This window comes from Streptococcus sp. HMSC071H03 (assembly GCF_001813035.1).
Lineage (GTDB): Bacteria > Bacillota > Bacilli > Lactobacillales > Streptococcaceae > Streptococcus > Streptococcus anginosus.
This window is the reverse complement of the sequence record NZ_KV811170.1, coordinates 1-23,960: the sequence shown is the minus strand read 5'-3', so window position 1 is coordinate 23,960 and position 23,960 is coordinate 1. Positions and strand designations below refer to the sequence as shown.

Genomic DNA, 23,960 nt, shown 5'->3' with positions numbered 1-23,960 from the left:
AAAATGGGGACGCAAAATTTGAGCTTGATTCATCCAGTTGCTGGTACGCTCCAGAGTTAATTTTGGATAAAATCTTTGAAATTGCTTAACCAAGTCCGAAAATTCCGCGCGTGCTGCCTGACCTTTCTGTTTGAGATCAAGCATCATTTCTCTCAATTCTCCCGCTTTATCAGGAGAAATATATTTATGTCCTTGTAATGCTAAGTAAGTTTCAATAGCTGAAAAAATAGACATGTAAGCTCCTTTCTTCTCAATCTCAAGCAACGTCAATTAGTGGACTAAACGGAAAGAAAGACTGAAAAGAAATTCTTCTCAGTCCTTAGTTTATTATTCACTGTCAATATCCACAACAACATAACGGTTTGGTTCGTCACCCTCTGAATAGCTGGTAAGCCCGTCCATTTTAGAAATAATTCGGTGAATAATTTTCCGCTCATTGTTAGACATAGGATCAGTCTTTTGACTATGTTGGTATTCCAACACACGATCAGCTAGCTTCTGAGCGTAGCTTTGTAGAACTTCTGCTCGATGTTCTACATAATCATTGACATTGATAGAAATGTAAAAGCTCTTAGAATAGCGATTATAAAGATAATTCTGTGCCAATAATTGAAGAGCTTTTAGCACTTTCCCGTGATAGCCAATAATGCGACCAGGCTCATTGGTATCAATCTGCATATTGATTGTCCGACGATTATGAGCACTTGCAATGCTAGCTTCAACATCCATTTCGTCCACGATGTTTTGCACATAGCCCGTCACACTCGCAACAACTTCTTCAACATCATAATTTTCTTCCACTTGAATGCCCAAATCTTCAAAATCAGCCGGCTCTTCAGCTATCGGTTGGACTTCCGAGCGCTTTTCTACAGCCTGGTCAAAAGAAATAATCTTGTCAGTTGTCTTTTCTTCTTGAGCGACCGATTTTTGAAAATTTACGATGTCACTATCTTTCAATAAGTCAATTGTGCCTGTTTCTTCAAGAATCGTGCTGGCTTCTTTTTCGTGCTTCAAAATTTCAGCTTTGACATCATCTGAGATTTCTTTGCCTTCTCCTTCGATTTTTTTAATGGCTGCAACAACATGTCCTAAGTCAACAGTTGCTTCACTCACGCTTTTAACGGGCTCATTTTGAGCATTGATTGCTTCCGGAACACCTTTGACAGCTTTTTGGTTAGCTTTTACTACAGTTGTTTCGTTAATAGGTTCCACATCAACTTGGGCTAATTTCTTGCCAAATAATCCTAAAAATCCTTTTTTCTCACGAGAAATCACTTTGATATGTGCTTTCATCCGTGGAATATCTAACTCGCGCAAGCCATTTTGAATGGCTTCTTCAACACTCGCTCCTGTAAATAATACCATACAAGTGCCTCCTTACTTTCTCTTTTTTTGTGCTTTACGATAAGCACGTTTTTTCTTTTCTTCACGTTCCCGCTCAGCAGTCGCTTTCGCTTCTCTTTCTGCAATGATTTTATATGGATTGCTCAGTAAAAGCGTTTGGAACACTTGATACGCGTACGATGTGCTCCAATACAAAGCAACCCCACTTGCTACACTCATAGCAAAGAAGAAGACAAACAGCGGCATGATAAACATCATTCCTGTCATCAAACCATTGCGTTCCGCCATTCCTTTATTGCTCAACCAAGTACTCAAAAAGGTGAAAACAGCTGCTAAAACTGGCAAAATATAATAGGGATCTGTCGCGCCCAGATTCAGCCATAGAAAGTGCCCTACTTTAAGAAATTCAACACGCGTCAAAGCATGATACAAGGCAATCAACACAGGCATTTGAATAAGCAAGGGCCAAAATGATGCCGATGGCTTTACTCCTAATTCCTTATACAGCTTTTGTGTTTCTTCTGCCAAACGACTGCGACTTTCCATGTCGCGTCCTGGATACTTCGCCTGCAATTCTTTCACTAACGGCTGCGCTTCCTGCATTTTCCGAGAAGCATTGATCTGCAATTGGAAAACAGGCAAAAGAACTGTCCGAATAATCAATGTGAAAAGGATAATCCCAATTCCTGTACTTCCATTGAATGACAGGAAACGAATCGTTACGGCGAAGAAATAGACAAATCTCTCCCATAAATCCGGCGAACTCGCTGTGACCTCACTCGTCCCACACGCCGTTAAGATGAGCGAAGCTAAAACTAAAAGCCCCGCCAGTTTACTTTTCTTTTTCACTACTCAAACCTTCCTGATAAATTTTTGCTATTTTTAGTACATGAAGCAAATTTTGCTCTAATTCTTGATAAGTCAGAATTTCCACACCTTTGCGTGCAATAACGACAAAATCAAGCGCTGCTAACTCTGCTTGATGAGCTATCAAAACGTGTCGAATACGGCGTTTAATCTTATTGCGCATGACCGCATTTCCTAGTTTTTTACTGACAGATATTCCTACTCGAAAGTGTTTTTGTTTCTTTTCTAATTTATAAATGACGAATTTTCTATTGGCAAAACTTTGCCCACTTTTGAAAATCGCATTAAAATCTTTCTCGCTCTTGACGCGATAGCTTTTCTTCAAAACTCAACTCCATCTACCAAAATTATATCTATTATACCATAATTTTCAAAAAAACCAATAAGAGCAGGCATATTCACCATTTTACTCTATCCAACTGATACAAAACGCATGTAATTCACTCTTAGTCTGAAAATTTAATGCTAAAAGAGTTAGTAAAGTAAAGAAGAGCGACTAAGATTGGCTCCTAATCCCTCTTCTCGTATCTTATACTAAATGATTACCGACACTTGTAATTCATAGTTATATTTTTCAACTATTTGCTAGATTCTTTTGCAAAAAATTGCGTGGCTGCAACTGCTGCTTTCCAGCCTTGGTACAATTTTTGGCGCTCCGCCTCTAGCATCGCAGGTTGGAACGTTTCCCCAACCGCATTTAATGTTTTTAGCTCCTCCATGTCTTTCCAATAGCCGACCGCAAGACCGGCCAGAAAAGCTGCTCCAAGAGCCGTTGTTTCCAAATTTGCCGCACGCGCTAACTCAATTCCCAGAATATCTGCTTGAAACTGCATGAGGAAATCATTCATGGCAGCACCACCATCTACCTTCAGGACTTGGATAGCTGTATCTGTGTCCATTTGCATCGTATCAATGATATCGCGCACTTGATAAGCAATGGATTGCAGAGTTGCCTTGATGAAGTCTTCTTTACTTGTTCCACGCGTCAAGCCAAAAATAGAACCTCTTGCTTCTGGATCCCAATAAGGCGCTCCAAGTCCCGTAAAGGCTGGAACAACATACACTTCATTTTCATTGGTGGATTTTTTTGCATATTTCTCAGATTCAGGTGAGCTAGCAATCATACGAAGACCGTCACGAAGCCACTGAATGGCACTACCCGCAATAAAAATCGAACCTTCCAAAGCATAAGTCACTTTGCCATTTATCCCATAGCCAATGGTCGTCAAAAGATTATTTTTGGATAAATTGCACTCCTGACCAGTATTCATAATGATGAAAGATCCAGTCCCATAAGTATTCTTCACCATTCCCGGCTCAAATGCTAATTGCCCAAAGAGAGCAGCTTGCTGATCGCCTGCCATTCCTGCAATCGGCACTTCTCCACCATAAAAATGATAAGGTGCTGTTTTACCGTACATTTCTGAGTTCGAGCGAACTTCTGGCAACATCGCTTTAGGAATGTTGAGTAAGGACAAAATCTCATCATCCCATTGGAGCTCTTTGATATTGTATAGCATCGTCCGCGCTGCATTTGAATAATCAGTCACATGAGCTGCACCATCCGTTAATTTCCAGACTAACCAGGTATCAATCGTACCAAAGAGCAATTCTCCTCGCTCTGCACGTTCCTGCGCTCCCTCTACCTGATCTAAAATCCAGCGTACCTTGGTCGCAGAGAAATAAGCATCTATGATCAAACCTGTTTTTTGATGAAAGAAATCTACATATCCATCTTGCTTGAGCTTTTCTGCTAAAGGAGCTGTTTGCCGAGACTGCCAGACAATGGCATTGTAAATGGGTAAGCCCGTTTCTTTATCCCATACAACTGTTGTCTCCCGTTGATTGGTAATGCCGATTGCTTCAATCTCTGTGGGCTTGATGCCACTTTCAATAAAAGCATTTGCAATGACCGACTGCACAGAATTCCAAATCTCATTTGCATTGTGCTCAACCCAGCCCGCCTGTGGAAAAATCTGAGTAAACTCTTTTTGACTCGTGGCAACCTTCTCACCTTTTTTATTGAAAATAATCGCCCGCGAGCTGGTTGTCCCTTGGTCAATCGCCATAATATAGGTTTCTTGTGACATAAAACGCCTCCATTGTATGTTCTGCCTTTATTATACACAATAAAGCGCTTTCTTTCTATTCTTTTCTCCTGTTTTTTGTGAAAATTTCACTTAAACTCTATTTCAAGCATATAAAAACGACTTCCTTCCAGAAGCCGTTCCTTTATTTACACATTACAAACGAGCGTTCAATTCTTTGCTCAATTCTTCAAATCCTGGTTTTCCAAGAAGAGCAAACATATTTTTCTTGTAAGCTTCTACACCTGGTTGGTCAAATGGGTTAATAGCATTCAAGTAGCCAGAAATAGCAATAGCCAACTCAAAGAAGTAAATAGTATAGCCAAGAGTAAAGGCATCTTGCTCAGGAAGCGTCACATACATATTTGGCACGTCACCGTCAGTATGAGCCAGAAGTACACCGTCTGTCGCTTTCTTGTTAACAAAGTCAACATCTTTTCCTTGAAGATAGCCGAGTCCGTCCAAGTCTTCTGCCAATTCAGGAATCGTTACGTTTTTGCGTGGTTTGTCCACACGGACAACTGTTTCAAACATAATACGCGCACCTTCTTGGATAAATTGTCCAAGAGAGTGAAGGTCTGTTGAGAAGTTAGCAGATGTTGGATAAATACCTTTTTGGTCTTTTCCTTCTGACTCACCCGCTAATTGTTTCCACCATTCTGAGAAGTATTGCAGAGAAGGTTCATAGTTAACCAAAATTTCAGTTGCATAACCTTTGCGGTAAAGGATATTACGAAGAGCTGCGTATTGATAAGCTTCGTTTTCTGCAATCTTGTCTGAAGTGTAGTCTTTACGTGCTGCGTTGGCCCCTTCCATAAGGGCTTTGATGTCAGCGCCTGATGCAGCGATTGGAAGCAATCCAACTGCTGTCAATACTGAGAAGCGTCCACCGATGTCATCTGGAACCACAAATGTTTCCCAACCGTTAGCATCTGCTTCAACCTTAACAGCACCTTTTTGGCGGTCAGTTGTCGCATAGATTCGTTTGTTAGCTTCAGCTTCACCATATTTCTTAATCAAAAGTTCTTTGAAGACACGGAAAGCAATGGCAGGTTCTGTCGTTGTCCCTGATTTAGAAATCACATTAACTGAGAAATCTTTATCTGAAACGTATTCCACCAAGTCTGCAAGATAAGTAGATGAGATAGAGTTTCCAGCATAAAGGATTTGTGGAGCTTTGCGTTCTTCTTTGGTTTGCAAGTTTGCAAAATGATTGCTCAAGAAATCAATCGCTGCTTTCGCTCCAAGGTATGACCCACCAATCCCAATCACGACCAAAACATCGCTGTCTGATTTGATTTGTTCTGCTGCTTTCAAAATGCGAGCAAATTCTTCTTTGTCATAGTTTTCTGGAAGGTCAAGCCAGCCACGGAAGTCACTTCCTGCACCAGTTCCTTTGCGCAATAGTTCATCTGCTGCAGAAACTTGTGTTTGCATATAGTCCACTTCATGTGGTGCAACAAATTTTCCAAGAACGTTTGAGTAATTAAACTGAATATGTGTCATTATAGTCCTCCAATTTTTCTTCCCTACTATGATACCGCTTTACCACTTTTTTATCAAGCAATTTTCTTGACTAAAACGTTTCCAAATTGTTTTTTTATAGTTAACTTTCAAAAATCGCAATCTCATACCAATCTTGAAAGCAATCGTTTGCGTAAATAGTAAAAAAGTAAAAAAACGCTTTTAAATTTAAGTATGAACAAATTTTATCTAACAGCAAACTATAATCCGCACTCTAGAATAGCTATTGGAGAGCATAATTCCCACTCCTGCCAAACTATTTCTATATTCCATTTCGCTTTTTAAGTTCGTTTTTGCAAAGCAAAAAAGAGCACACAATTCACACTCGCTTAGGGCTGCTGGATTCCTCCCCTGACCCGCTTCACGCAGAATTGTTGCTCCGATAAGTATTATACCATAAATTTGTTTTTGTGCCAATTAAGATTTTCCTTTTTTCCAAAAAGAAAGGAAAAATAAGCAGATGAATAAACCTAGAATCGCTGGTACAACAATCGTTAAACCAGCTCTACCACTATCTAGATAGGACCAGATCATTTTCAAAAAGGCCGTGATAATTAACAGTAATGTCAACAATTTCCAACTATGGAGCCAAGTTGCTCTAATCAGAAGTAGAAAGAAACTAATTACCAAAAAAGCAAACAAAACTTTTTTGAGATTCCAATCTGCCTGCAAGAAATCTTGCTCGTAAGCTAGAAACTCTTTTACCAAAGGAGAGGTTGTCTTTGGCACCCAAAACCAAATCATACTGGTAAAGAGAGCAAAGATGCTAGCAAAAATTCCAAGAAGGCTCTTTCGATAAGAGAAATAGATAATCGGTAAAATGAGAATCGGGCGGATATACCAAGATAGCTGGTTTTGATGACGTGTAAAAGCCCAAGCTTGAAATTCTACATTGCCTATCAGCAACCCAATAAACAGCAATGTTAAAAGAAAGAACAAAGCACTTAGCCAATGTTTCATTTTTGTCTCCTCTTCCTAAAAAAATCTTGCATCATCTGAGCACATTCTGCTTCCAAAATCCCACTTTCAAGCTCAACTCGGTGATTGAGCCGTTCATCCGTTAGAATATCATAAAGGCTGCCGGCTGCGCCGAATTTTGGATTCTTTGCACCATAGATGACTTGCGGAATCCGTGCTAGCCCAATTGCTCCGCTGCACATGACACAAGGTTCAATAGTGACAAAAAGGGTCGTATCCAGCAGACGCCAGCTATGCTCATGCTGATTGGCTTTCTCAATCGCCATCACTTCCGCATGCATGACCGCTCGCTGCAATTCCTCACGTGCATTATGTCCACGACCGATAATCTTCCCGTCCTTGACAATCACACAGCCAATTGGAATTTCATCATGGTCAAGTGCAATTTCTGCTTCTTTCAAAGCCTCCCGCATAAAAAATTCTTTTTCTTCAACTGTATAGTTCATCTTTTAACCATCTAATCCTCTGTATGATAAAAATCTCCTAATTCATAAGTCGTGACTTCTCTGACATGAAGTTTATATTTGGCAACTAGATCCGCAATATCTTCTCCATTAATTAAAGTAATGACTCTAGTTCCTTGACGAGCTGCTTCAATGGCACTTCTTGAAAAATCAGAAGTTGTAATAAAAATACCATATTCTGCATTGTATTTATCCATTGCACCGCGGAATTTATCAATCTTCGGAGAAGGAACATTGTTTTCCCAACGCTTTGCTTGGATAGCTACACGATTGGTTCTGAAGTCATCTGTACTAGTAATATAGCCAAAACCATCTAAACCACCATCATTAGTATAACTAACCCCAATTTTTTCATCTAGTTTGACACCCATCTCCTTGACTAGACCACGAGCAAAAGTTTCAAATTTTTGTGGTGACATAGATTTTAAAGCTCTTGTCAACTCAACTCTCCAATTTTCTTTTGAGTCATCTAGTGAATGTTTAAGTTCCTTTTCAAAGGATAACTTGAAGAATTGTTTTGACTTCTTCTCATTTTTCCAAAATTGAATGGCTTTCTGTTGAATATCGCTAGCAAAATGCTCATCCAGTTTCACTTTTCTACCTAATTCTGTCAATTCAAAAGTCGATTGCTTTGGTTTAGAAAGATAGCCCGTGATAAGCAAACTTTTGGTAGAAAAATTAAAAGTGTAATCACTAGGTTTATAAATTTTTCCACTTTTTTGAGACACTTTTTCTTCCTCAAAAAAATTATCATCTATCGTATTTTCTCCCTTTTTAATAGCATCTAGCAACTCTCGTTTGGTTGCATAGCCACCTAGCTTTTTTAAATTCCTGATAATTTCACTTATCATTATTTTTTCCTGTTCTTTATTAGACAAATCTGTAAAGTTCATCATTTATCTCCTTTGCTCTCCATTTATTATATCATGTTATAAACCTGAAAATATAAAAAAGCCACCTTTCGATGGCTTTCAGGAGATTATTATGAAAAAGTTTAGGATTTCTATCAAATAAAGTTAGGAGGTCTTCATCTGATGGTTTTAGTATAACCTAGCCAGCTTAAAATTAACTTAAGAAGAGACGTATTATTTAAAAATTTTTAAATTCTTTGTTTTTTACGCATAAAAAGCGAGCTTGAACTCGCTTCCGATTATAATTTCTATTACAAACTTGACCAAACACTTTCTAAAATATTGGTTTGTTCACGACCTGGTCCAACAGAGAAAGTAGAGATGCGGACACCGACAAGTTCACTCACACGGCGGACGTAGTTGCGTGCATTTTCTGGCAACTCTTCTAAACTGCGAACACCTGTAATGTCTTCTGACCAACCTGGTAATTCTTCATAGATTGGTTTGCAGCGCTTGAGTTGCTCTAAACTAGCTGGGTAATGGTCAATGCGCTCACCATCTAAGTCGTAAGCTACACAGATTTTAACTATATCCAGTCCTGTCAAAACGTCAATTGAATTGAGAGAAAGGTTAGTAATACCAGATACACGTCGGCTGTGGCGCATAACAACCGAATCAAACCAACCAACACGGCGAGGACGTCCTGTTGTCGTTCCATATTCATGCCCGACTTCACGAATGCGGTTGCCTACTTCATCAAATAGTTCTGTCGGGAATGGCCCGTCACCAACACGACTGGTATAGGCTTTGCAAACTCCAACAACCTTGTCAATCTTGCTTGGACCCACACCGGAACCAATCGTCACACCACCTGCAACAGGATTAGAAGAGGTAACAAATGGATAAGTGCCCTGGTCAATATCTAGCATAACTCCCTGCGCTCCTTCAAAAAGGACACGTTTACCTTGATCGAGAGTATCGTTCAAGATAACCGACGTATCGGTCACGTATTGTTTAATCTGCTGACCGTATGCGTAGTATTCTTCAAAAATATCGTCAAATTGGATAGCTGTGCTGTCGTAGAGTTTTTCAAAGAGACGATTTTTTTCAGCTAAGTTGCGCTCCAAACGTTCTCTGAAAATATCCTTATCCAAAAGATCAGCAATTCGGATTCCCACGCGAGCTGCTTTGTCCATATAAGCTGGACCAATTCCCTTAATAGTCGTTCCGATTTTGTTATCACCTTTAGCTTCTTCCTGTAAGCGATCTAACTCAATATGGTAAGGAAGGATAACATGGGCACGATCTGAAATCCGAAGGTTATCTGTCGTGACACCCTCCTCGTGCAAATAAGCCAATTCCTTTACAAGAGACTTGGGATTGACTACCATTCCGTTTCCGATAACAGAGATTTTCTCTGGGAAGAAAATACCGGATGGAATCAAGTGCAATTTATACTTTTTACCGTCAATTACAATGGTATGACCGGCATTGTCTCCGCCTTGATAACGGGCAATAACTTCGGCATTAGCTGAAAGGAAATCTGTAATCTTTCCTTTTCCTTCATCTCCCCACTGGGTTCCTACAACTACAACTGATGTCATAATTTTGTCTGAGCTAAGCGCTCGTCCTTTCTTGTCTACATGGCAGGAGTTTCACCCGCAATTATGTCTTACACTTTATTATAAGAAAAATTCCTTCTTTTTTCAAGATAAGACTATCGCAGTTGTTTGCAAATGACGAAGTTTGAGTCCCCCTCTTTTGGAAAATTCTTATCCTATCTAAAATAGAATCGTTTTCTTTTAAAAAAGGTTCGGAAAACGTAGTAGAAATTTGTTTTCTGAGCATTTTTATAATAGACTAAAAGTATTAGAAAATAAACAGGTATTTCCCATGAACATCAATCACTTATTCGAAAAATTAGCAACAGATGCACCTATTTTACAAGCTACTTTCGGATTGGAAAGGGAGGGCTTGCGCATCAATCAAGACGGAAAATTAGCTCAAACTCCTCATCCCCAAGCATTTGGCAACCGCAATTTTCACCCGACGATTCAGACCGATTTTAGTGAGCAGCAATTAGAACTCATCACCCCGATTGCAACTTCTACAAAAGAAGCAAGGCGTTTTCTCACTGCTATTACCGATGTAGCTGGACGCACCATCCAAAAAAATGAAGCAATCTGGCCACTCTCTATGCCCCCAAAATTGTCGCCAGCAGAAATTCAAATCGCTCATTTAGAAAACGATTTTGAGCGTCATTATCGAGAAAGTTTAGCAAAAAAATATGGAAAAACGCTACAAGCTATCTCAGGCATTCACTACAATGTGGAATTGGGAGCCGACTTGATCCAAGCTCTTTTCAAGGTCAGTGATTACAAGAATATTCGTCTGTTTAAAAATGACCTCTATCTCAAATTGGCTCGAAACTTTTTACGTTTCCGCTGGTTTCTGACCTATTTATACGGAGCAGCACCAATTGCTGAGGAAGGATTCTTGACAAGGGAGATTTCTCAGCCTGTTCGCTCTATCCGCAATAGTGATCTTGGTTATGTCAATGATCAAAAGATTCATATCTCTTATGCCTCACTAGAATCTTATGTGAGCGATATAGAGAAATACGTAGCACAAGGCGATTTAATTGCCGAGAAAGAATGCTACATGCCTGTTCGTTTCCGTGGGCAAAAAGAAAATCGACTTTACTTAGAAAAAGGAATCACCTATTTAGAATTCCGCTGCTTTGACCTCAATCCTTTTGAGGTGCTGGGAATCAGTCAGGAGACAATGGACACGGTTCATCTCTTTTGCTTGCCTTGCTCTGGCTCGATGATATAGCAGAACCTAATGAACTTCTAAATCAAGCCCATGCTCTAAATGAGCAAATCGCTCTTAGCCACCCTCTGGCTCCGCTACCAGTTGAAGCTAATACCGACTTACTTCTTGAATCCATGCAAGCTGTTATTCATCATTTTGAACTAAGTCCCTACTATCAAAACTTGCTTCAACATGCAAGAAATGCAGTAGCTGATCCCAACCTGACCCTTGCCGCTCAGCTCTTGCCTTATCTTCGAAACCAGTCTTTAGAAGCCTTTGGTTTAGAAAAAGCCAAAGAATACCACAACTACGCTTGGCATGCACATTATGCGCTAAAAGGCTATGAAAATATGGAACTCTCCACTCAAATGCTCCTCTTTGACGCTATTCAAAAAGGAGTGCAAGTAGAAATCTTAGACGAAAGTGACCAGTTTTTAAAGCTTCAACATAAAGATCATATCGAGTATGTCAAAAATGGCAATATGACCTCAAAGGACAACTATATCGTGCCTCTTGCGATGGCAAATAAGACAGTAACTAAGAAAATTTTATCTGCTGCTGGCTTTCCTGTTCCTGCTGGAGCTGAATTTTCCACTCTGGAAGAAGGAATAGCTTACTATCCCCTTATCAAAGATAAGCCGATTGTTGTCAAACCCAAATCCACCAATTTCGGGTTAGGAATTTCTATTTTTCAAGCACCTGCCAATCGAGACAGTTACCAAAAAGCATTGGAGATTGCCTTTTCAGAGGACAGCTCTATCCTTGTTGAGGAATTTATCGCAGGAACCGAATACCGTTTCTTTATCCTAGACGGAAAATGTGAGGCGGTGCTTCTGCGCTTAGCAGCCAATGTTGTAGGAGACAGTCGGCACACCATTCGAGAACTGGTAGCTTTTAAAAATACCAATCCTCTACGAGGGCGCGACCATCGCGCTCCACTGGAAATGATTGAGCTTGGTGAGATTGAGCTGCTCATGCTAGCCCAGCAAGGTTATAAAGCAGATGATGTCCTACCACAAGGAATTCAAGCCTTTCTTCGCCGTAATTCTAATATTTCTACTGGTGGAGACTCAATAGATGTGACTGAAACCATGCACACCTCCTATAAGGAACTAGCGGCAGAAATGGCAACTGCTATGGGAGCTTGGGTCTGTGGTGTGGATTTAATTATCCCAGATAGCACACTTCCAGCCAGCAAAAATGAGCCCCACTGCACCTGCATTGAGCTGAATTTCAATCCATCCATGTATATGCACACTTATTGCGCAGAAGGTCCCGGTCAAAGCATTACACCTAAAATTTTGGCCAAACTTTTCCCAGAAATCCATTAAATACTAAATACACTGTAAAACGAGCTGAAAACAACAGCTCGTTTTTTAGGTAGATCAACGAAAAATAGAAATATTCGATAGTGCTTTTCAGCTACTCCCAGTCTCTTCCATGACCATGCTTGATTTCAAATTCAAAATAACCATCTTCTTGGATTTTTTTGAAAATGTCCCGATAGGCTTCTTCATCAAAAAACGGTCCTTTATAAAGAATTTCAAAACTTAAACCGTCGTATTCTAAGTAGGCATGTGAAGAGCGAAAGCCGTTTCGCCGATAGAAATCCATACGAGCTTTTCGCTGTTCCAGATTATCACAAGGCTCGTCAAGGCGTTCTACCTCTAAAACCATGGTCCTTTGATAAAAATCCACCAACTTATCAATAATTTTGCCGCCATAACCGTGACTGCGCAAATGAGGCATAATCGCAAAAAAGCTGATATAAAAGGCTCTTTCATTGTAAACTGAAAAGGCAAAACCGACAAATTCGTCGCCATCATAAAAGGCAAAGAAATGGGAATATTCCCCATCTCCATATCGCAGCAACTCCGATAGCGGTGCACGCTCCTCCTCAGGAAAGGCTTCTGTATTGAGTTGTTCTACTTTTTCTAAATCCGGAAATTCAGCTGTAATAATCTGACTGGTTAAAGACATGATTTTCTCCCTTTTTAACTGCTTTTCTTTTATTTTATCAAAAATGAAGGTATTTGAGAACTATTGAACTAAAATTCACAATCATAAAAGAGGCCGGATTCTACCAACCTCTTTCAGAACTCTTAATTCATCACAATCATGGCTTTAATCGTTTTTCTGTCAGCCATGTCTTTGTAGGCTTGGTCAATATCGTCCAATGTGTAAGATTGAGTGAACGCTTTCCCAGGATTGAATTTGACCATCTAAAACTGCTTTTAGCAAGACTTCTTTGTCATAAGTGGTGCAAGAAGCTGGTCCACCAGCCATTGCCAAGTTGACCATCCAGTAGTCACCGATATTGATGTCCCCTGTATGTGGCACTCCGACGCGTCCGACAAATGGCATCTAGACGCGCAACCTCTCTCGCCTCCATTTTCCCTGGTTCTACAAAAACTGCTGCTTTCATCTTATTGTTCCTTTCTCTATTAAAAAGATGATGCTCCACATTCATCAAAAAGATAAAACATTTACACTTTTATTATATACCTTGGAGTGCACTCTAAATCAAAAAATTTTTGAAAAATCTGAGCAGTCCATGATTATTTTCAGCCAAACTTTTTATTAAAAATATCGTTCAGTTCCGTCTTTGATGCTTTTTTATGCTAAAATAGACTTAGAAATTTCAGAAGAAACGGGATTAGATAATTTATGTCCAGAAGAGATTATAGAAATGTACGTTCTAGAAGATGGATTGGTATACTACTTATTTTTATCGCAGTCGGTATTATTATGCAGTACCTCATCCCGATCCTCTTTGCTGTCGGTATAGGCTACGGAATTTACTACTATGCAACCCATCAGCCGAAAAAAATCACAGGACCTAGCGCCAGTCAGCAAATTGAAGATTTGAAAGAGGAAATCGGTGCCGCAGATAGCCGAATCAAACAATTAGATGCTTATCTAGAAGAAAAGGCTTATGAAAAATACCAACAGTTAGCTGAACAGCTCTTGCCTCAATTAAGCTATATCCAAGGTCGGACTGATACCTTGAGAAAACATATCTCACCTGAGATTTACCAGCGAATTCAACGGAAAGTGCAAAATGTAACAACCGATATCCATGAGCAACTACACAATCTTCGCGCTCAAACTTCCGAAAGTTTAAAATCAAACTTGGAGGAATTAGCACCAGAATTGCTCGAAACCATTCACAATATCCAAACCGACCATGAAGCTATTCTCAAGAAAATTTCTCAATCAGAAAGCAACAACAAGGAAGAATTAACTGCTATCCATCAATCTCAAATAGAACATTATGAGGATATTTTGGAGGGCTACCTAAAAATCAAGGCTTCCCCGAAAGATTTTTACAATGCCAAGGAACGGCTCTCCAGTGCCAAAGCGGCCATTGAGCAGTTTGATTTAGACTTGGATGAAACACTCCGTCAGCTCAACGAGGCTGATTTACGAGATTTTGACATCAGCTTGCGGATTTTAACTAAAAAAGAGACGAACACAGAACTATAACATCAAAAGGAGACCTTATGAGCCAAGAATTTAACTTCGACATTGACAAAATCGCTAACAATGCCATTACGAAAACGGATAAAACCACCGAGATTATTGAATCAACCAAAACCCAAGCAAATGGGCAGTTAACTTTTTTGGAGAAATTAACTCCTGAACAACAAAATGCTATCATGGCAAAAGCCCCACAGTTGGTAGATAACTTTATTTCTGACCAGAATGCTCTTTTAGATTTTGGACAAGCCGCGGTCGAAGATGTTAATAACACTGTCAACCGTATTTTAGCCGAGCAAAAGAAACTTCAAATCCCACAAGTCGATGAATTGCTAAAAAATACCAATAAAGAGTTAAATGGTTTTGTTGCTAAATACAAGGATGCTCAAATTGCAGAACTAGATAAAAAGCCAAATTTCTTAGAAAAACTCTTTAAACAAAGCAAGAATACCTTGCAAGAGTTCTATTTTGATTCACAAAATATCGAGCAAAAAATGGATAGTATGGCTGCCACTGTCGTCAAGCAAGAAGATCTGCTCGCACGCAATATCGTTTCTGCCGAAATGTTAATTGAAGACAACACCAAATCCATTGAAAATCTAGTCGGTGTCATTTCCTTTATCGAAGCCAGTCAAAGAGAAGCCGGTGCGCGTGCCTTGACTCTTCAAAATGAAGTGGCACAATTAGATACCGCCACTCTAGATTACCAAACCAAATCACAAGAATTGGCCCGCTTGACTGAAGTTGTCAATACATTGGAACAGCAACACACTGAATACATCAGCCGTCTGTATGTTGCTTGGGCCACTACCCCGCAAATGCGTAATCTCGTGAAGGTGTCTTCTGATATGCGCCAAAAACTCGGCATGCTCCGTCGCAACACCATTCCGACCATGAAGCTCTCTATTGCTCAACTAGGTATTTTGCAACAATCAATGAAATCTGGTCAGGTAGCGAACGCCATTTCTAATGCCAACAATGCAGCGCTTCAAATGCTGGCTGAAACCAGCAAAGAAGTCATTCCACAAATGGAGAAAATCTCGCAGAATCCAACAATTACAGTCGAATCTGTTACTAAGTTGGCTGAAAGCTTAGTTGCTCAAAACCAAGGTATTATCGAAGCCATTGACAAAGGACGGGAAAAACGCGCTCTCCTTGAAGCGACTGTGATCCAATCCGCTGAAACTATTAACGACTCTGTTAAACTACGCGACCAAAAGATTATCCAGGCTTTGCTAGATCAGGGAAAAGAAACTCAAAAAGAAGTGGATGAACGGACTACAAACGAAAGCTAATGGACTGGAAATAGAGTCTGAGACAAAAGTTTCCTAAATTCTTACGATATGCTATTTTTTCATTGAAACGAAATTGACGAGGCTGTTGTCATTCCTTGCTACGCAAAGAATGACAACAGCCTCGTCAACTATGCGGGGTGGGACAACAAAATCAATTTCTTACGAAATACCGATTTTTGTCTCGCTCCCTTTTCTTTTTTTATGTTACAATAAAGGGTATGGACAAGATTATTAAAACAATTTCAGAAAACGGAGCTTTCCGAGCTTATGTACTAGACAGTACTGAAATCGTTCGGACAGCTCAAGAAAAACATCATACTCAGGCCAGCTCAACTGTAGCACTAGGTCGCACGCTCATTGCCAGTCAAATCCTTGCCGCAAACGAAAAAGGAGATACAAAAATCACCGTCAAAGTGCTAGGGACAAGCTCTCTCGGTGCTATTATCACCGTTGCAGATACAAAAGGTACTGTCAAAGGTTATGTGCAAAATTCCGGCGTAGACATTAAAAAAACCGCGACTGGCGAAGTGCTGGTCGGACCATTCGTTGGAAATGGCGAATTCCTCGTCATTACAGACTATGGAACTGGAAATCCTTATCATTCTATGACACCACTTGTATCCGGTGAGATTGGCGAAGATTTGGCATTCTATCTAACAGAAAGCCAGCAAACTCCGTCAGCTGTCGGGTTAAATGTTCTACTAGATGCCAATGACAAGGTCAAGGTTGCTGGTGGTTTCCTCTTGCAAGTCCTTCCTGGTGCCAAAGAAGAAGAAATCGCTCGCTTTGAAAAGCGAATCCAAGAAATGCCTGCTATTTCAACACTTTTAGAATCCGAAAACCATATTGAAGCCCTGCTTTCAGCTATCTACGGCAACGAACCTTACAAACGATTGTCAGAAGAAGAACTCCGCTTCCAATGTGATTGCAGCAAAGATCGGTTTTTAAATGCCCTCTCAAGTCTACCTAAGTCAGATCTTGAAGAAATGCGAGATGAAGACCACGGTGCTGAAATCACTTGCCAATTCTGCCAAAGCACATATCATTTTGACGAAAAAGACTTGGAGGAACTCATTCGTGACAAATCTTAACACCCCTTTTCTGATTGGCAATGTGAAAATTCCCAACCGAACGGTTCTCGCTCCTATGGCAGGAGTGACCAATTCGGCTTTTCGGACAATTGCAAAAGAGCTTGGCGCAGGACTTGTCGTCATGGAAATGGTTTCAGACAAGGGCATTCAGTACAATAACGAAAAGACACTCCACATGCTGCATATTGATGAAGGGGAACATCCTGTTTCTATTCAATTGTTTGGCAGCGACGAAGATAGTTTGGCGCGCGCAGCCGAGTTTATCCAAGAAAATACCCAAACAGATATTGTGGACATCAATATGGGCTGCCCCGTCAATAAAATTGTTAAAAACGAAGCTGGGGCAAAATGGCTCAAAGATCCAGAAAAAATCTATTCTATTATCAATAAAGTTCGTTCTGTTCTAGATATTCCGTTAACCGTGAAAATGCGTACTGGTTGGGCAGATGCCTCACTAGCTGTGGAAAATGCTCTTGCAGCTGAAGCTGCTGGTGCGGCAGCGCTGGCTATGCATGGACGTACACGCGAGCAGATGTATACTGGTCACGCTGATCTTGAAACCCTCCACAATGTTGCGCAAGCCTTAACCAAGATTCCTTTTATTGCCAATGGCGATATTCGTACTGTCCAAGATGCTCAACAGCGTATAGAAGAAGTCGGTGCTGACGCAGTCATGATTGGACGCGCTGCCATGGGCAATCCTTACCTCTTTCATCAAATCAATCACTATTTTGAAACGGGAGAAATCTTGCCCGACCTCAGCTTTGAGGATAAAATGCACATTGCTTACGATCATTTGAAGCGCTTGATTGACCTTAAAGGAGAGCATATCGCCATTAGAGAATTTCGTGGCTTAGCACCTCATTACCTCCGCGGAACAGCTGGTGCTGCCAAACTCCGCAGCGCTATTTCCCAAGCCAACAGTCTTGCAGAAATTGAAGAATTACTACAAGTTTAAACATTAAAAAAACACCAATCATCTGGGAAATTATTCCTAAATGGTTGATGTTTTTTATTAGTCATTTCTACTAGGTATCCAGCCGAACCATTTCAGTCCTTGCTTGATTGCGGTAAATGAGATCTTCTCGAACAGAGAATCCTAATTTCTCCCAAAACTTGTTTCCTTCTGCATTCCTTTTAAAGACAACCAAGGCAACCTTATGAATTTTCAAATCATCTAGGACGGTTAAAACCGTTTCAACCAGCTGTCTTGCAATCCCTCTCCTGCGATAGTTCGGATGAACAGCTGTATGGTAGATATAGGCTCTTCGTCCGTCCGAACCAACTAAAATCGCTCCGATAATCGTTTGATTTTCTACTGCCACCAGACAAGTTTGAGGATTTCTCTGCAAAAACCGAGCAATTCCCTCTTTTGAATCATCTAAATCATTCAATCCCATGCCTGCACATGATAACCACAATTGATAAACCTGATCATAATCCGTTTCTGCCATTTCACGAATGTTCATCTTTTAAGTCCTTATCTATCCCTGAACGTTTCAAGGAAAAACTCATAGCACTTCAAACTCCAGCTGTCCAGCTTTGACACCGACTTTCAAACTTTGTCCCATCTGTAACTCACCAGCTAAAAGTAATTCGGATAAATGATCTTCTACCTGAGTTTGTAGAGTTCTGCGCAGTGGACGAGCTCCCATTTCAGGGTCATAACCCTCTTGAGCCAGAAGTTTCAAAGCACTCGGCTGGAATTTGAGTTTAATTCCTTTTTCTGCAAGACTAGAAACGAGCGGTTTCACCATGATTTTTACCACTTCTTGCATGTCTTCGCTAGTCAAACTGTGAAAAACAACCTTTTCATCAATTCGGTTAATAAATTCTGGACGATAAGCTTTCTTTAGCTCTTCCATCATTCGTTTTTCCATATTTTCATGATCAAAACGAACATCTCTTGCTCCAAAACCAACCGTCTTGTCGTCCCGCAAACTTGTCGCACCAAGATTGCTGGTCATAATGATAATGGTATTGGAAAAATCCACCTTACGCCCCTTGCTGTCTGTCAGCACCCCGTCATCTAAGACTTGGAGAAGCACATTGAAAATATCAGGATGTGCTTTTTCTACCTCATCAAAGAGGAGTACAGAGTACGGACGATTGCGAACTTTTTCAGTTAATTCGCCCCCTTCTTCATAACCAACATAACCTGGAGGCGCTCCATTGAGGCGACTGGCAGCAAATTTTTCCATGTATTCACTCATATCAAAACGAATCAGTGCTGTTTCGTCATCAAAGAGAACTTCTGCCAAAGCCTTAGCTAGCTCAGTTTTTCCGACCCCGGTTGGCCCTAAGAACATAAAGGAGCCAATTGGACGCTTGCTAGTGCGGATACCGGATTGATTGCGCCGAATCGCTCGACTAATAGCAGAAATTGCTTCATTTTGCCCAATGACCCGCTTGTGCAGTTCCTTTTCTAAATTGAGGTATTTCTTCGCATCTGTTTGCGTCAACTTTTGCACAGGAATTCCCGATAAACCGCTGAGTGTTGCCAAAATATCCTCATCTTTAACCTTTAGTTTGTAGACAATTGGCTGACTTTCTTTCTCCAACAAAGTGCCAACCTTTTTCCAATCGCCTGCCATTAAAGCCTCGTCTGCTGCACTCAATTCTGTTTTTACATGATTTTGCGGACCTTTATTTTGTACCGTTGCGGCAGCTTCATCTAGCAAATCGATCGCCGAGTCAGGTAGATGTTTATTTGTTAGATAACGATGAGCATACTTAACAGCTGTCTCAATCGCTGAATCTGTAATCACCACTTTGTGGTGTTCTTCATAACTTTTCTTGAGCCCCTGTAAAATCGCAATACTATCGGCTACCGTCGGCTCTTCAATAGTAATTTTGGCAAATCGCCGTGAAAGAGCTGCGTCCTTTTCAATATATTTCTGGTACTCTTCTTGTGTCGTTGCGCCGACCGTTCTGAGCGTCCCTCTAGCCAAAGCTGGCTTGAGAATGTTCGCTGCATCTAATGTCGAGTCAATCCCGCTACCCGACCCCATAATAGTATGAAGCTCATCAATGAAAAGAATGACATGTCCATCTGCTTCAATATCATTGATAATATTGTTCATCCGTTCCTCAAAATCACCACGAAAACGAGTTCCAGCCACCACATTCATTAAATCTAGCTCTAAAACTCTCATCTTTGCAAGCTCATTTGGAACTTGACCAGCTGCCACACGTTGCGCCAAACCAAGGGCTAATGCTGTCTTCCCAACTCCTGCATCTCCTACCAACACTGGATTATTTTTCGTCTTGCGACTTAAAATCTGAAGCATGCGAGAAATCTCTTTATCCCGCCCAATGACCGGTTCTAAAAGACCCGTATGAGCCATTTCGGTTAAATCACGAGTATAATCTTCTAGTCCGCCACTGGTTGCAGGAGGCATTCCCATCATATTAGCCATCGTTTGTCTTGTTGCTGCAGCATTTTTATTTAGGTGACGAATCGCCTTTAAATCCTCTTTATTCCAGCTTGCCTTATGCTCTAAGTTTTTCCGAAGATCGGTCATGCGCAAAACGCCTTCTTTATCCTCATAGCTAAATCCTGTGAATTCAAGGAGACGTGCCGCCAAACTTCCTCGATCAAACAGCATAGCTAATAACACATGCTCTGTCCCAAGATTCTTAGCATGCACAGCCTCTGCAATTCGCTCAGCTGTCAAAAACAACACTTTCATACGATGAGAAAACGGCCAAATGGTAAAGCTTCCCTCTTGTTGATAAATCTTTCCTGTGATATGAAAGGCTGCTTTCTCAAAATCATCAATTTCAAGCGGATAATCATTTAAAACTGAGCCCGCAACACTATAAGGATTATTCGCCATGGCAATCAACAAATGCCAAGACTCCAAATAATCCGTTTCAAAATGACTCGCTAACAGTTGTGCCGACTCAATACTTTCTGTCAAAGCTTTTGAATATTTCATATATTAGTTTCTCCCTTTTCTATCAACTTGTTGTAAAATTTTCTTTAACATCCGCGCACGAATCTGTGCAGCATTTACTCCCAATACCCTGTCTGTTGTCGTCGCTAAAAGAAGATTCCCTTCTCGTTCTGTCATGATTTTTTCATCAAACAATAGCTGAATGATATCTGTAAAGACCTGTTGACTGATTTGCTCGCCAACGCTATGCAGCAAATCACAAAGCAGCTCATGATGATTAGAGAATTCAATCCGACCAATCCGAATGTAGCCGCCTCCGCCACGCTTGCTTTCAACAACATAGCCACGACTTTCCGTAAAACGTGTCTTGATGACATAATTTATCTGACTTGGAACAACCTGAAAAACATCCGCAATTTCACTGCGCTTCAACTCTGCAATCCCAGCCTGAGCTAAAAGCGCTTTGATATATTCCTCAATACTGTCTGACGTATTCTTATGGCTCATGACAACCCTTTCTTCCAGTTCTTTCTTTTGCTCCATAAATGAGCAACTGACATTGACTATCTTTGACTAATATTATACCGAAAATCTCTTGTTTTTGAAAGAAAAAGACCTAAATGAAAAACTGAAAAGTCTGATTATTCAAGCAAGTGAAAAAGCTTATAGAATAGGAATAATTCGAGTGTAAACGCTTGCCTTTTAATTTTAAAGCGTTATAATATAGATGAAAATTTGACGATAATAATAAAAGGAGGCCAAATGAATGAAAATGGATTGGTTCAAATATACACGTCATGTACTGGTTTGGTTGGTTTCAACTTTATTCTTTTTTACAGTTATTTCTGCTGATTATGTGGATGTCCAAGTCGTCCCGTTAGTCATCTGCTTATTTGCTCCATTTTTATTTGAACCGTCTTCAATAAACCCTAAAACAAAATGGACAATTGATTTAGCCATCGTTGTCGCTAGTGTCTTTGCTATTCTTTTTACACAAACTTACCGAATCGCTTTCACTTACTCTGAAATTACTTATCTACTAATTTCTTTAATCGTTTTAATCTTTGTAGATTCTGTGATTTCTCACAAGGGATTCACGAAAAAAATTGTAAAATAATCGCAGACACTATTAGAAAAGGCTAGAGAGTTATATCAGCTCTCTAACCTTTTTATTTATGATTTAAACACTAACTATTGATTGCCTTAGTTTTGACCAAGAGCAGCAGCCATTGTAGCAGCTACTTCTGATTCAAAATCATTGGCAGCTTTTTCAATACCGTCACCTACTTCAATTGACAAAGAACCCTTAAAAGTCCACTAGATTTATCTAGTGGACTTTACTCGATCTATCTGATGATAGAATTACGCCTTCTTCTTTAACAAGTAAGCAGCTCCACTTAAGGTGAACAGACCTGCAAGTAATGCAAAGAATGAATTTTGACTACCTGTTGAAGGGAGAATTTTCTTCTTCGACTTCTCCGGTGTACTTGGTGGGGTTTGTGGAATTTGTGGCTTCTCTGGTGTATGACGATTCGTGATATTCATACCATCTACCTTCGGTGTGTAACCTTCTGGTACCGAAACTTCTTCCACCGTATAAGTGATTTCCTTACCTGCTTCATATTTGGCAAGTTTTTCAAAGTTATATTTCCATCCAGTTGCTTCACTTACTGTTGCTACTTTGCCCGTATCTTTGCCATTTGCTAGCAATCTTACTTGAATCTCTTTTGGACGAAGACCATCTTTATCATTTTCGTCTTCCCAAGTCTTCTGACCGCTAACTGAAGTCACCTCTGGAGTGTGGCTATTGACCAAATTCATTCCATTCACTTTAGATTGATAACCTTTTGGTACATCTACTTCCTCAACAGAGTAAACAATTTCTTTGCCATCCTTGTAACGATCCAAACCTTCAAAACTGTATTTCCATCCAGTTGCTGCACTCGCTGTCGCCATTTTGCCAGTATCTTTGCCATCTGCCAATAAACGTACTTTGATTTCAGTAGGACGAATATTATCTTGGTTATTGGCGTCATTCCAAGTCTTTTGACCCGTTAAGTTTACCTTTTCTGGTGTACGCTTGTTGGTAATTGTGTATTTGCCGTCTGCAGAAGGTTCTTTTGGATTGATAGTGGTGTAACCCTCAATCTTAGTAGTTTCTTTCACTTCATATCTGATTTCTTGACCATTCTCATACTTCGGTAATGGTTTTGACTCAAAGGCCCAACCTTTTTCTTCTGAAGTTTCAATTTCATCAACGATTTCTTTGCCTTTCAGAATTTGGACCTTCACTGTAGCTGTTCGTTTGCCATCTTGGTTGTTAGCATCTTCCCAGACTTTCTTACCAGAAATAACGATTGTTTCTGGTTCATGGGTGTTTGTGATTTCTTGACCCTTGATAGATGTTTCATATCCTGCTACAGCATCTTCCTTGACGGAATAGACAATTTCTTGACCTGCTTCGTATTTTGGAAGATTAGTAAAGGTATGTTTCCAAACATTGCCATTCGCTGGGTCTGCTTCAGCGACTTTGATATCATATTTCTCAACTTCAGTGGTCACACCGCCAACTGTCTTCATCAAATGAACCGTGATATGATCTGGACGTTTGCCGTCTTGGTTGTTGTTATCATTCCAAGTTTTCGTCACTTGATAATCAATCATTTTTGGTGTGTATTTGTTGGTAATATTGAAATCATTGATTTCGCTAGTATATTCAGAAACTACTTCTTCGGTCAGGCTATATTTAATAACCTTGCCTGCTTTGAATTTAGGAAGTTTAGTAAATACTGTAGACCACGTTCCGTCAGCTGCCGCTTTCACTTCTTTGGAAGCTACTTTTTCACCATCTGCCAAGAGATTAACCGTAATATATTTCGGACGTTTACCATCTTGGTTATTAGCGTCATCCCAGTTCTTCGTTGCTTTAATATCAATTGTTTCTGGTGTGTATTTATTGGTAATAGTAAAGCCTGTTTTAGCATCTCCGCTGATTTCAGTTGTATAACCAGCTACTGAACTCACTTCAACTACTTTATAATCAATCGGAGCTCCACCTTTATCTGCATCTAAATCCGTGAAGTTACCTGCCCAGCCATTGGCTTCTGATAGCTCAAGAGTTTTATCTGTATCTTGACCGTCTGCCAAGAGTTTAACAGTAATCTTAGTTGGACGTTTGCCATCTTGGTTATCGGCATCATCCCAGATTTTTTTCACTGGAATTTGCATTTTAGCTGGTGTATATTTGTTAGTGAAGACAAGATCTT

Annotated in this window: 19 protein-coding genes, 1 other RNA gene and 3 pseudogenes; 6 read left to right on the top strand and 17 right to left on the bottom strand. The window is 40.2% G+C overall.

Annotated features, from left to right (window positions below; all coding sequences use genetic code 11):
- The 11 genes and pseudogenes from HMPREF2887_RS08705 to HMPREF2887_RS08655 form a co-directional block, all read right to left on the bottom strand.
- A pseudogene (locus HMPREF2887_RS08705) lies at window positions 1–234 on the bottom strand (HI_0552 family protein); the annotation flags it as partial.
- A gap of 93 nt (window positions 235–327) precedes the next feature.
- On the bottom strand, window positions 328–1,365 hold the full coding sequence (gene jag, locus HMPREF2887_RS08700; RefSeq protein ID WP_003026480.1) for an RNA-binding cell elongation regulator Jag/EloR: 1,038 nt from the start codon (window positions 1,363–1,365) through the stop codon (window positions 328–330).
- A 12-nt stretch (window positions 1,366–1,377) separates the two neighbouring features.
- A complete protein-coding gene (locus HMPREF2887_RS08695) occupies window positions 1,378–2,193 on the bottom strand; it encodes a YidC/Oxa1 family membrane protein insertase (RefSeq protein WP_003030587.1) in 816 nt (271 codons plus the stop codon).
- Window positions 2,177–2,536: a ribonuclease P protein component gene (gene rnpA, locus HMPREF2887_RS08690; RefSeq protein WP_003030605.1), complete on the bottom strand. Its 360-nt coding sequence runs from the start codon at window positions 2,534–2,536 to the stop codon at window positions 2,177–2,179. Before rnpA ends, HMPREF2887_RS08695 begins: the two co-directional genes overlap by 17 nt.
- A 253-nt stretch (window positions 2,537–2,789) precedes the next feature.
- Window positions 2,790–4,301, bottom strand: coding sequence for a glycerol kinase GlpK (gene glpK, locus HMPREF2887_RS08685; protein ID WP_021002151.1), 1,512 nt, complete (start codon window positions 4,299–4,301; stop codon window positions 2,790–2,792).
- Between the two features lie 153 nt (window positions 4,302–4,454).
- On the bottom strand, window positions 4,455–5,804 hold the full coding sequence (locus tag HMPREF2887_RS08680; RefSeq protein WP_003026484.1) for a glucose-6-phosphate isomerase: 1,350 nt from the start codon (window positions 5,802–5,804) through the stop codon (window positions 4,455–4,457).
- Between the two features lie 310 nt (window positions 5,805–6,114).
- An RNA gene (gene ffs / locus HMPREF2887_RS08675) (signal recognition particle sRNA small type) lies at window positions 6,115–6,213 on the bottom strand.
- Window positions 6,214–6,239: 26 nt separating this feature from the next.
- On the bottom strand, window positions 6,240–6,782 hold the full coding sequence (locus HMPREF2887_RS08670; protein WP_021002153.1) for a hypothetical protein: 543 nt from the start codon (window positions 6,780–6,782) through the stop codon (window positions 6,240–6,242).
- On the bottom strand, window positions 6,779–7,246 hold the full coding sequence (gene tadA, locus HMPREF2887_RS08665; RefSeq protein ID WP_021002154.1) for a tRNA adenosine(34) deaminase TadA: 468 nt from the start codon (window positions 7,244–7,246) through the stop codon (window positions 6,779–6,781). The genes HMPREF2887_RS08670 and tadA overlap by 4 nt, the downstream gene beginning before the upstream one ends.
- An 11-nt stretch (window positions 7,247–7,257) precedes the next feature.
- Complete coding sequence (locus HMPREF2887_RS08660) at window positions 7,258–8,157, bottom strand: restriction endonuclease (protein WP_084741078.1); 900 nt, start codon at window positions 8,155–8,157, stop codon at window positions 7,258–7,260.
- Window positions 8,158–8,426: 269 nt separating this feature from the next.
- Complete coding sequence (locus tag HMPREF2887_RS08655) at window positions 8,427–9,719, bottom strand: adenylosuccinate synthase (RefSeq protein ID WP_057489828.1); 1,293 nt, start codon at window positions 9,717–9,719, stop codon at window positions 8,427–8,429.
- Between the two features lie 289 nt (window positions 9,720–10,008).
- Between HMPREF2887_RS08655 and gshAB the strand changes: the two are divergent.
- Window positions 10,009–12,260: pseudogene (gene gshAB / locus HMPREF2887_RS08650) on the top strand (bifunctional glutamate--cysteine ligase GshA/glutathione synthetase GshB).
- A 91-nt stretch (window positions 12,261–12,351) separates the two neighbouring features.
- Here the strand turns inward: gshAB and HMPREF2887_RS08645 are convergent.
- Together HMPREF2887_RS08645 and HMPREF2887_RS08640 are read right to left on the bottom strand one after the other, a co-directional pair.
- A complete protein-coding gene (locus HMPREF2887_RS08645; RefSeq protein WP_021002158.1) occupies window positions 12,352–12,909 on the bottom strand; it encodes a GNAT family N-acetyltransferase in 558 nt (185 codons plus the stop codon).
- A gap of 122 nt (window positions 12,910–13,031) precedes the next feature.
- A pseudogene (locus tag HMPREF2887_RS08640) lies at window positions 13,032–13,284 on the bottom strand (alcohol dehydrogenase); the annotation flags it as partial.
- A gap of 312 nt (window positions 13,285–13,596) precedes the next feature.
- Here HMPREF2887_RS08640 and HMPREF2887_RS08635 point away from each other — a divergent pair.
- The 4 genes from HMPREF2887_RS08635 to dusB all read left to right on the top strand — a co-directional run bounded on the left by HMPREF2887_RS08635 (window position 13,597) and on the right by dusB (window position 17,753).
- Window positions 13,597–14,415, top strand: coding sequence for a coiled-coil domain-containing protein (locus HMPREF2887_RS08635; protein ID WP_057489829.1), 819 nt, complete (start codon window positions 13,597–13,599; stop codon window positions 14,413–14,415).
- Window positions 14,416–14,432: 17 nt separating this feature from the next.
- Window positions 14,433–15,704 (top strand): toxic anion resistance protein, encoded by a 1,272-nt coding sequence (locus HMPREF2887_RS08630; RefSeq protein ID WP_021002160.1) that lies wholly within the window; start codon window positions 14,433–14,435, stop codon window positions 15,702–15,704.
- A 218-nt stretch (window positions 15,705–15,922) separates the two neighbouring features.
- Window positions 15,923–16,795, top strand: coding sequence for an Hsp33 family molecular chaperone HslO (hslO, locus tag HMPREF2887_RS08625; protein ID WP_003026496.1), 873 nt, complete (start codon window positions 15,923–15,925; stop codon window positions 16,793–16,795).
- Complete coding sequence (gene dusB / locus HMPREF2887_RS08620) at window positions 16,782–17,753, top strand: tRNA dihydrouridine synthase DusB (protein ID WP_021002162.1); 972 nt, start codon at window positions 16,782–16,784, stop codon at window positions 17,751–17,753. The genes hslO and dusB overlap by 14 nt, the downstream gene beginning before the upstream one ends.
- 70 nt (window positions 17,754–17,823) lie before the next feature.
- On the opposite strand, the gene HMPREF2887_RS08615 is transcribed toward dusB, so the two are convergent.
- From HMPREF2887_RS08615 to HMPREF2887_RS08605, 3 genes are read right to left on the bottom strand one after another with little or no spacing between them, the layout of a single operon-like run.
- On the bottom strand, window positions 17,824–18,264 hold the full coding sequence (locus HMPREF2887_RS08615) for a GNAT family N-acetyltransferase (RefSeq protein WP_021002163.1): 441 nt from the start codon (window positions 18,262–18,264) through the stop codon (window positions 17,824–17,826).
- Window positions 18,265–18,306: 42 nt separating this feature from the next.
- Window positions 18,307–20,736, bottom strand: a complete 2,430-nt coding sequence (locus HMPREF2887_RS08610; protein ID WP_021002164.1) for an ATP-dependent Clp protease ATP-binding subunit — start codon at window positions 20,734–20,736, stop codon at window positions 18,307–18,309.
- 3 nt (window positions 20,737–20,739) lie between these two features.
- Complete coding sequence (locus HMPREF2887_RS08605) at window positions 20,740–21,201, bottom strand: CtsR family transcriptional regulator (RefSeq protein WP_021002165.1); 462 nt, start codon at window positions 21,199–21,201, stop codon at window positions 20,740–20,742.
- A gap of 259 nt (window positions 21,202–21,460) precedes the next feature.
- On the opposite strand from HMPREF2887_RS08605, the gene HMPREF2887_RS08600 reads away from it, so the two are divergent.
- Complete coding sequence (locus HMPREF2887_RS08600; RefSeq protein WP_021002166.1) at window positions 21,461–21,811, top strand: hypothetical protein; 351 nt, start codon at window positions 21,461–21,463, stop codon at window positions 21,809–21,811.
- Between the two features lie 245 nt (window positions 21,812–22,056).
- Here HMPREF2887_RS08600 and HMPREF2887_RS08590 read toward each other — a convergent pair.
- Window positions 22,057–23,960, bottom strand: a 1,904-nt coding sequence (locus HMPREF2887_RS08590; protein WP_142350294.1) for a Cna B-type domain-containing protein, incomplete at its 5' end; no start/stop codon positions are given.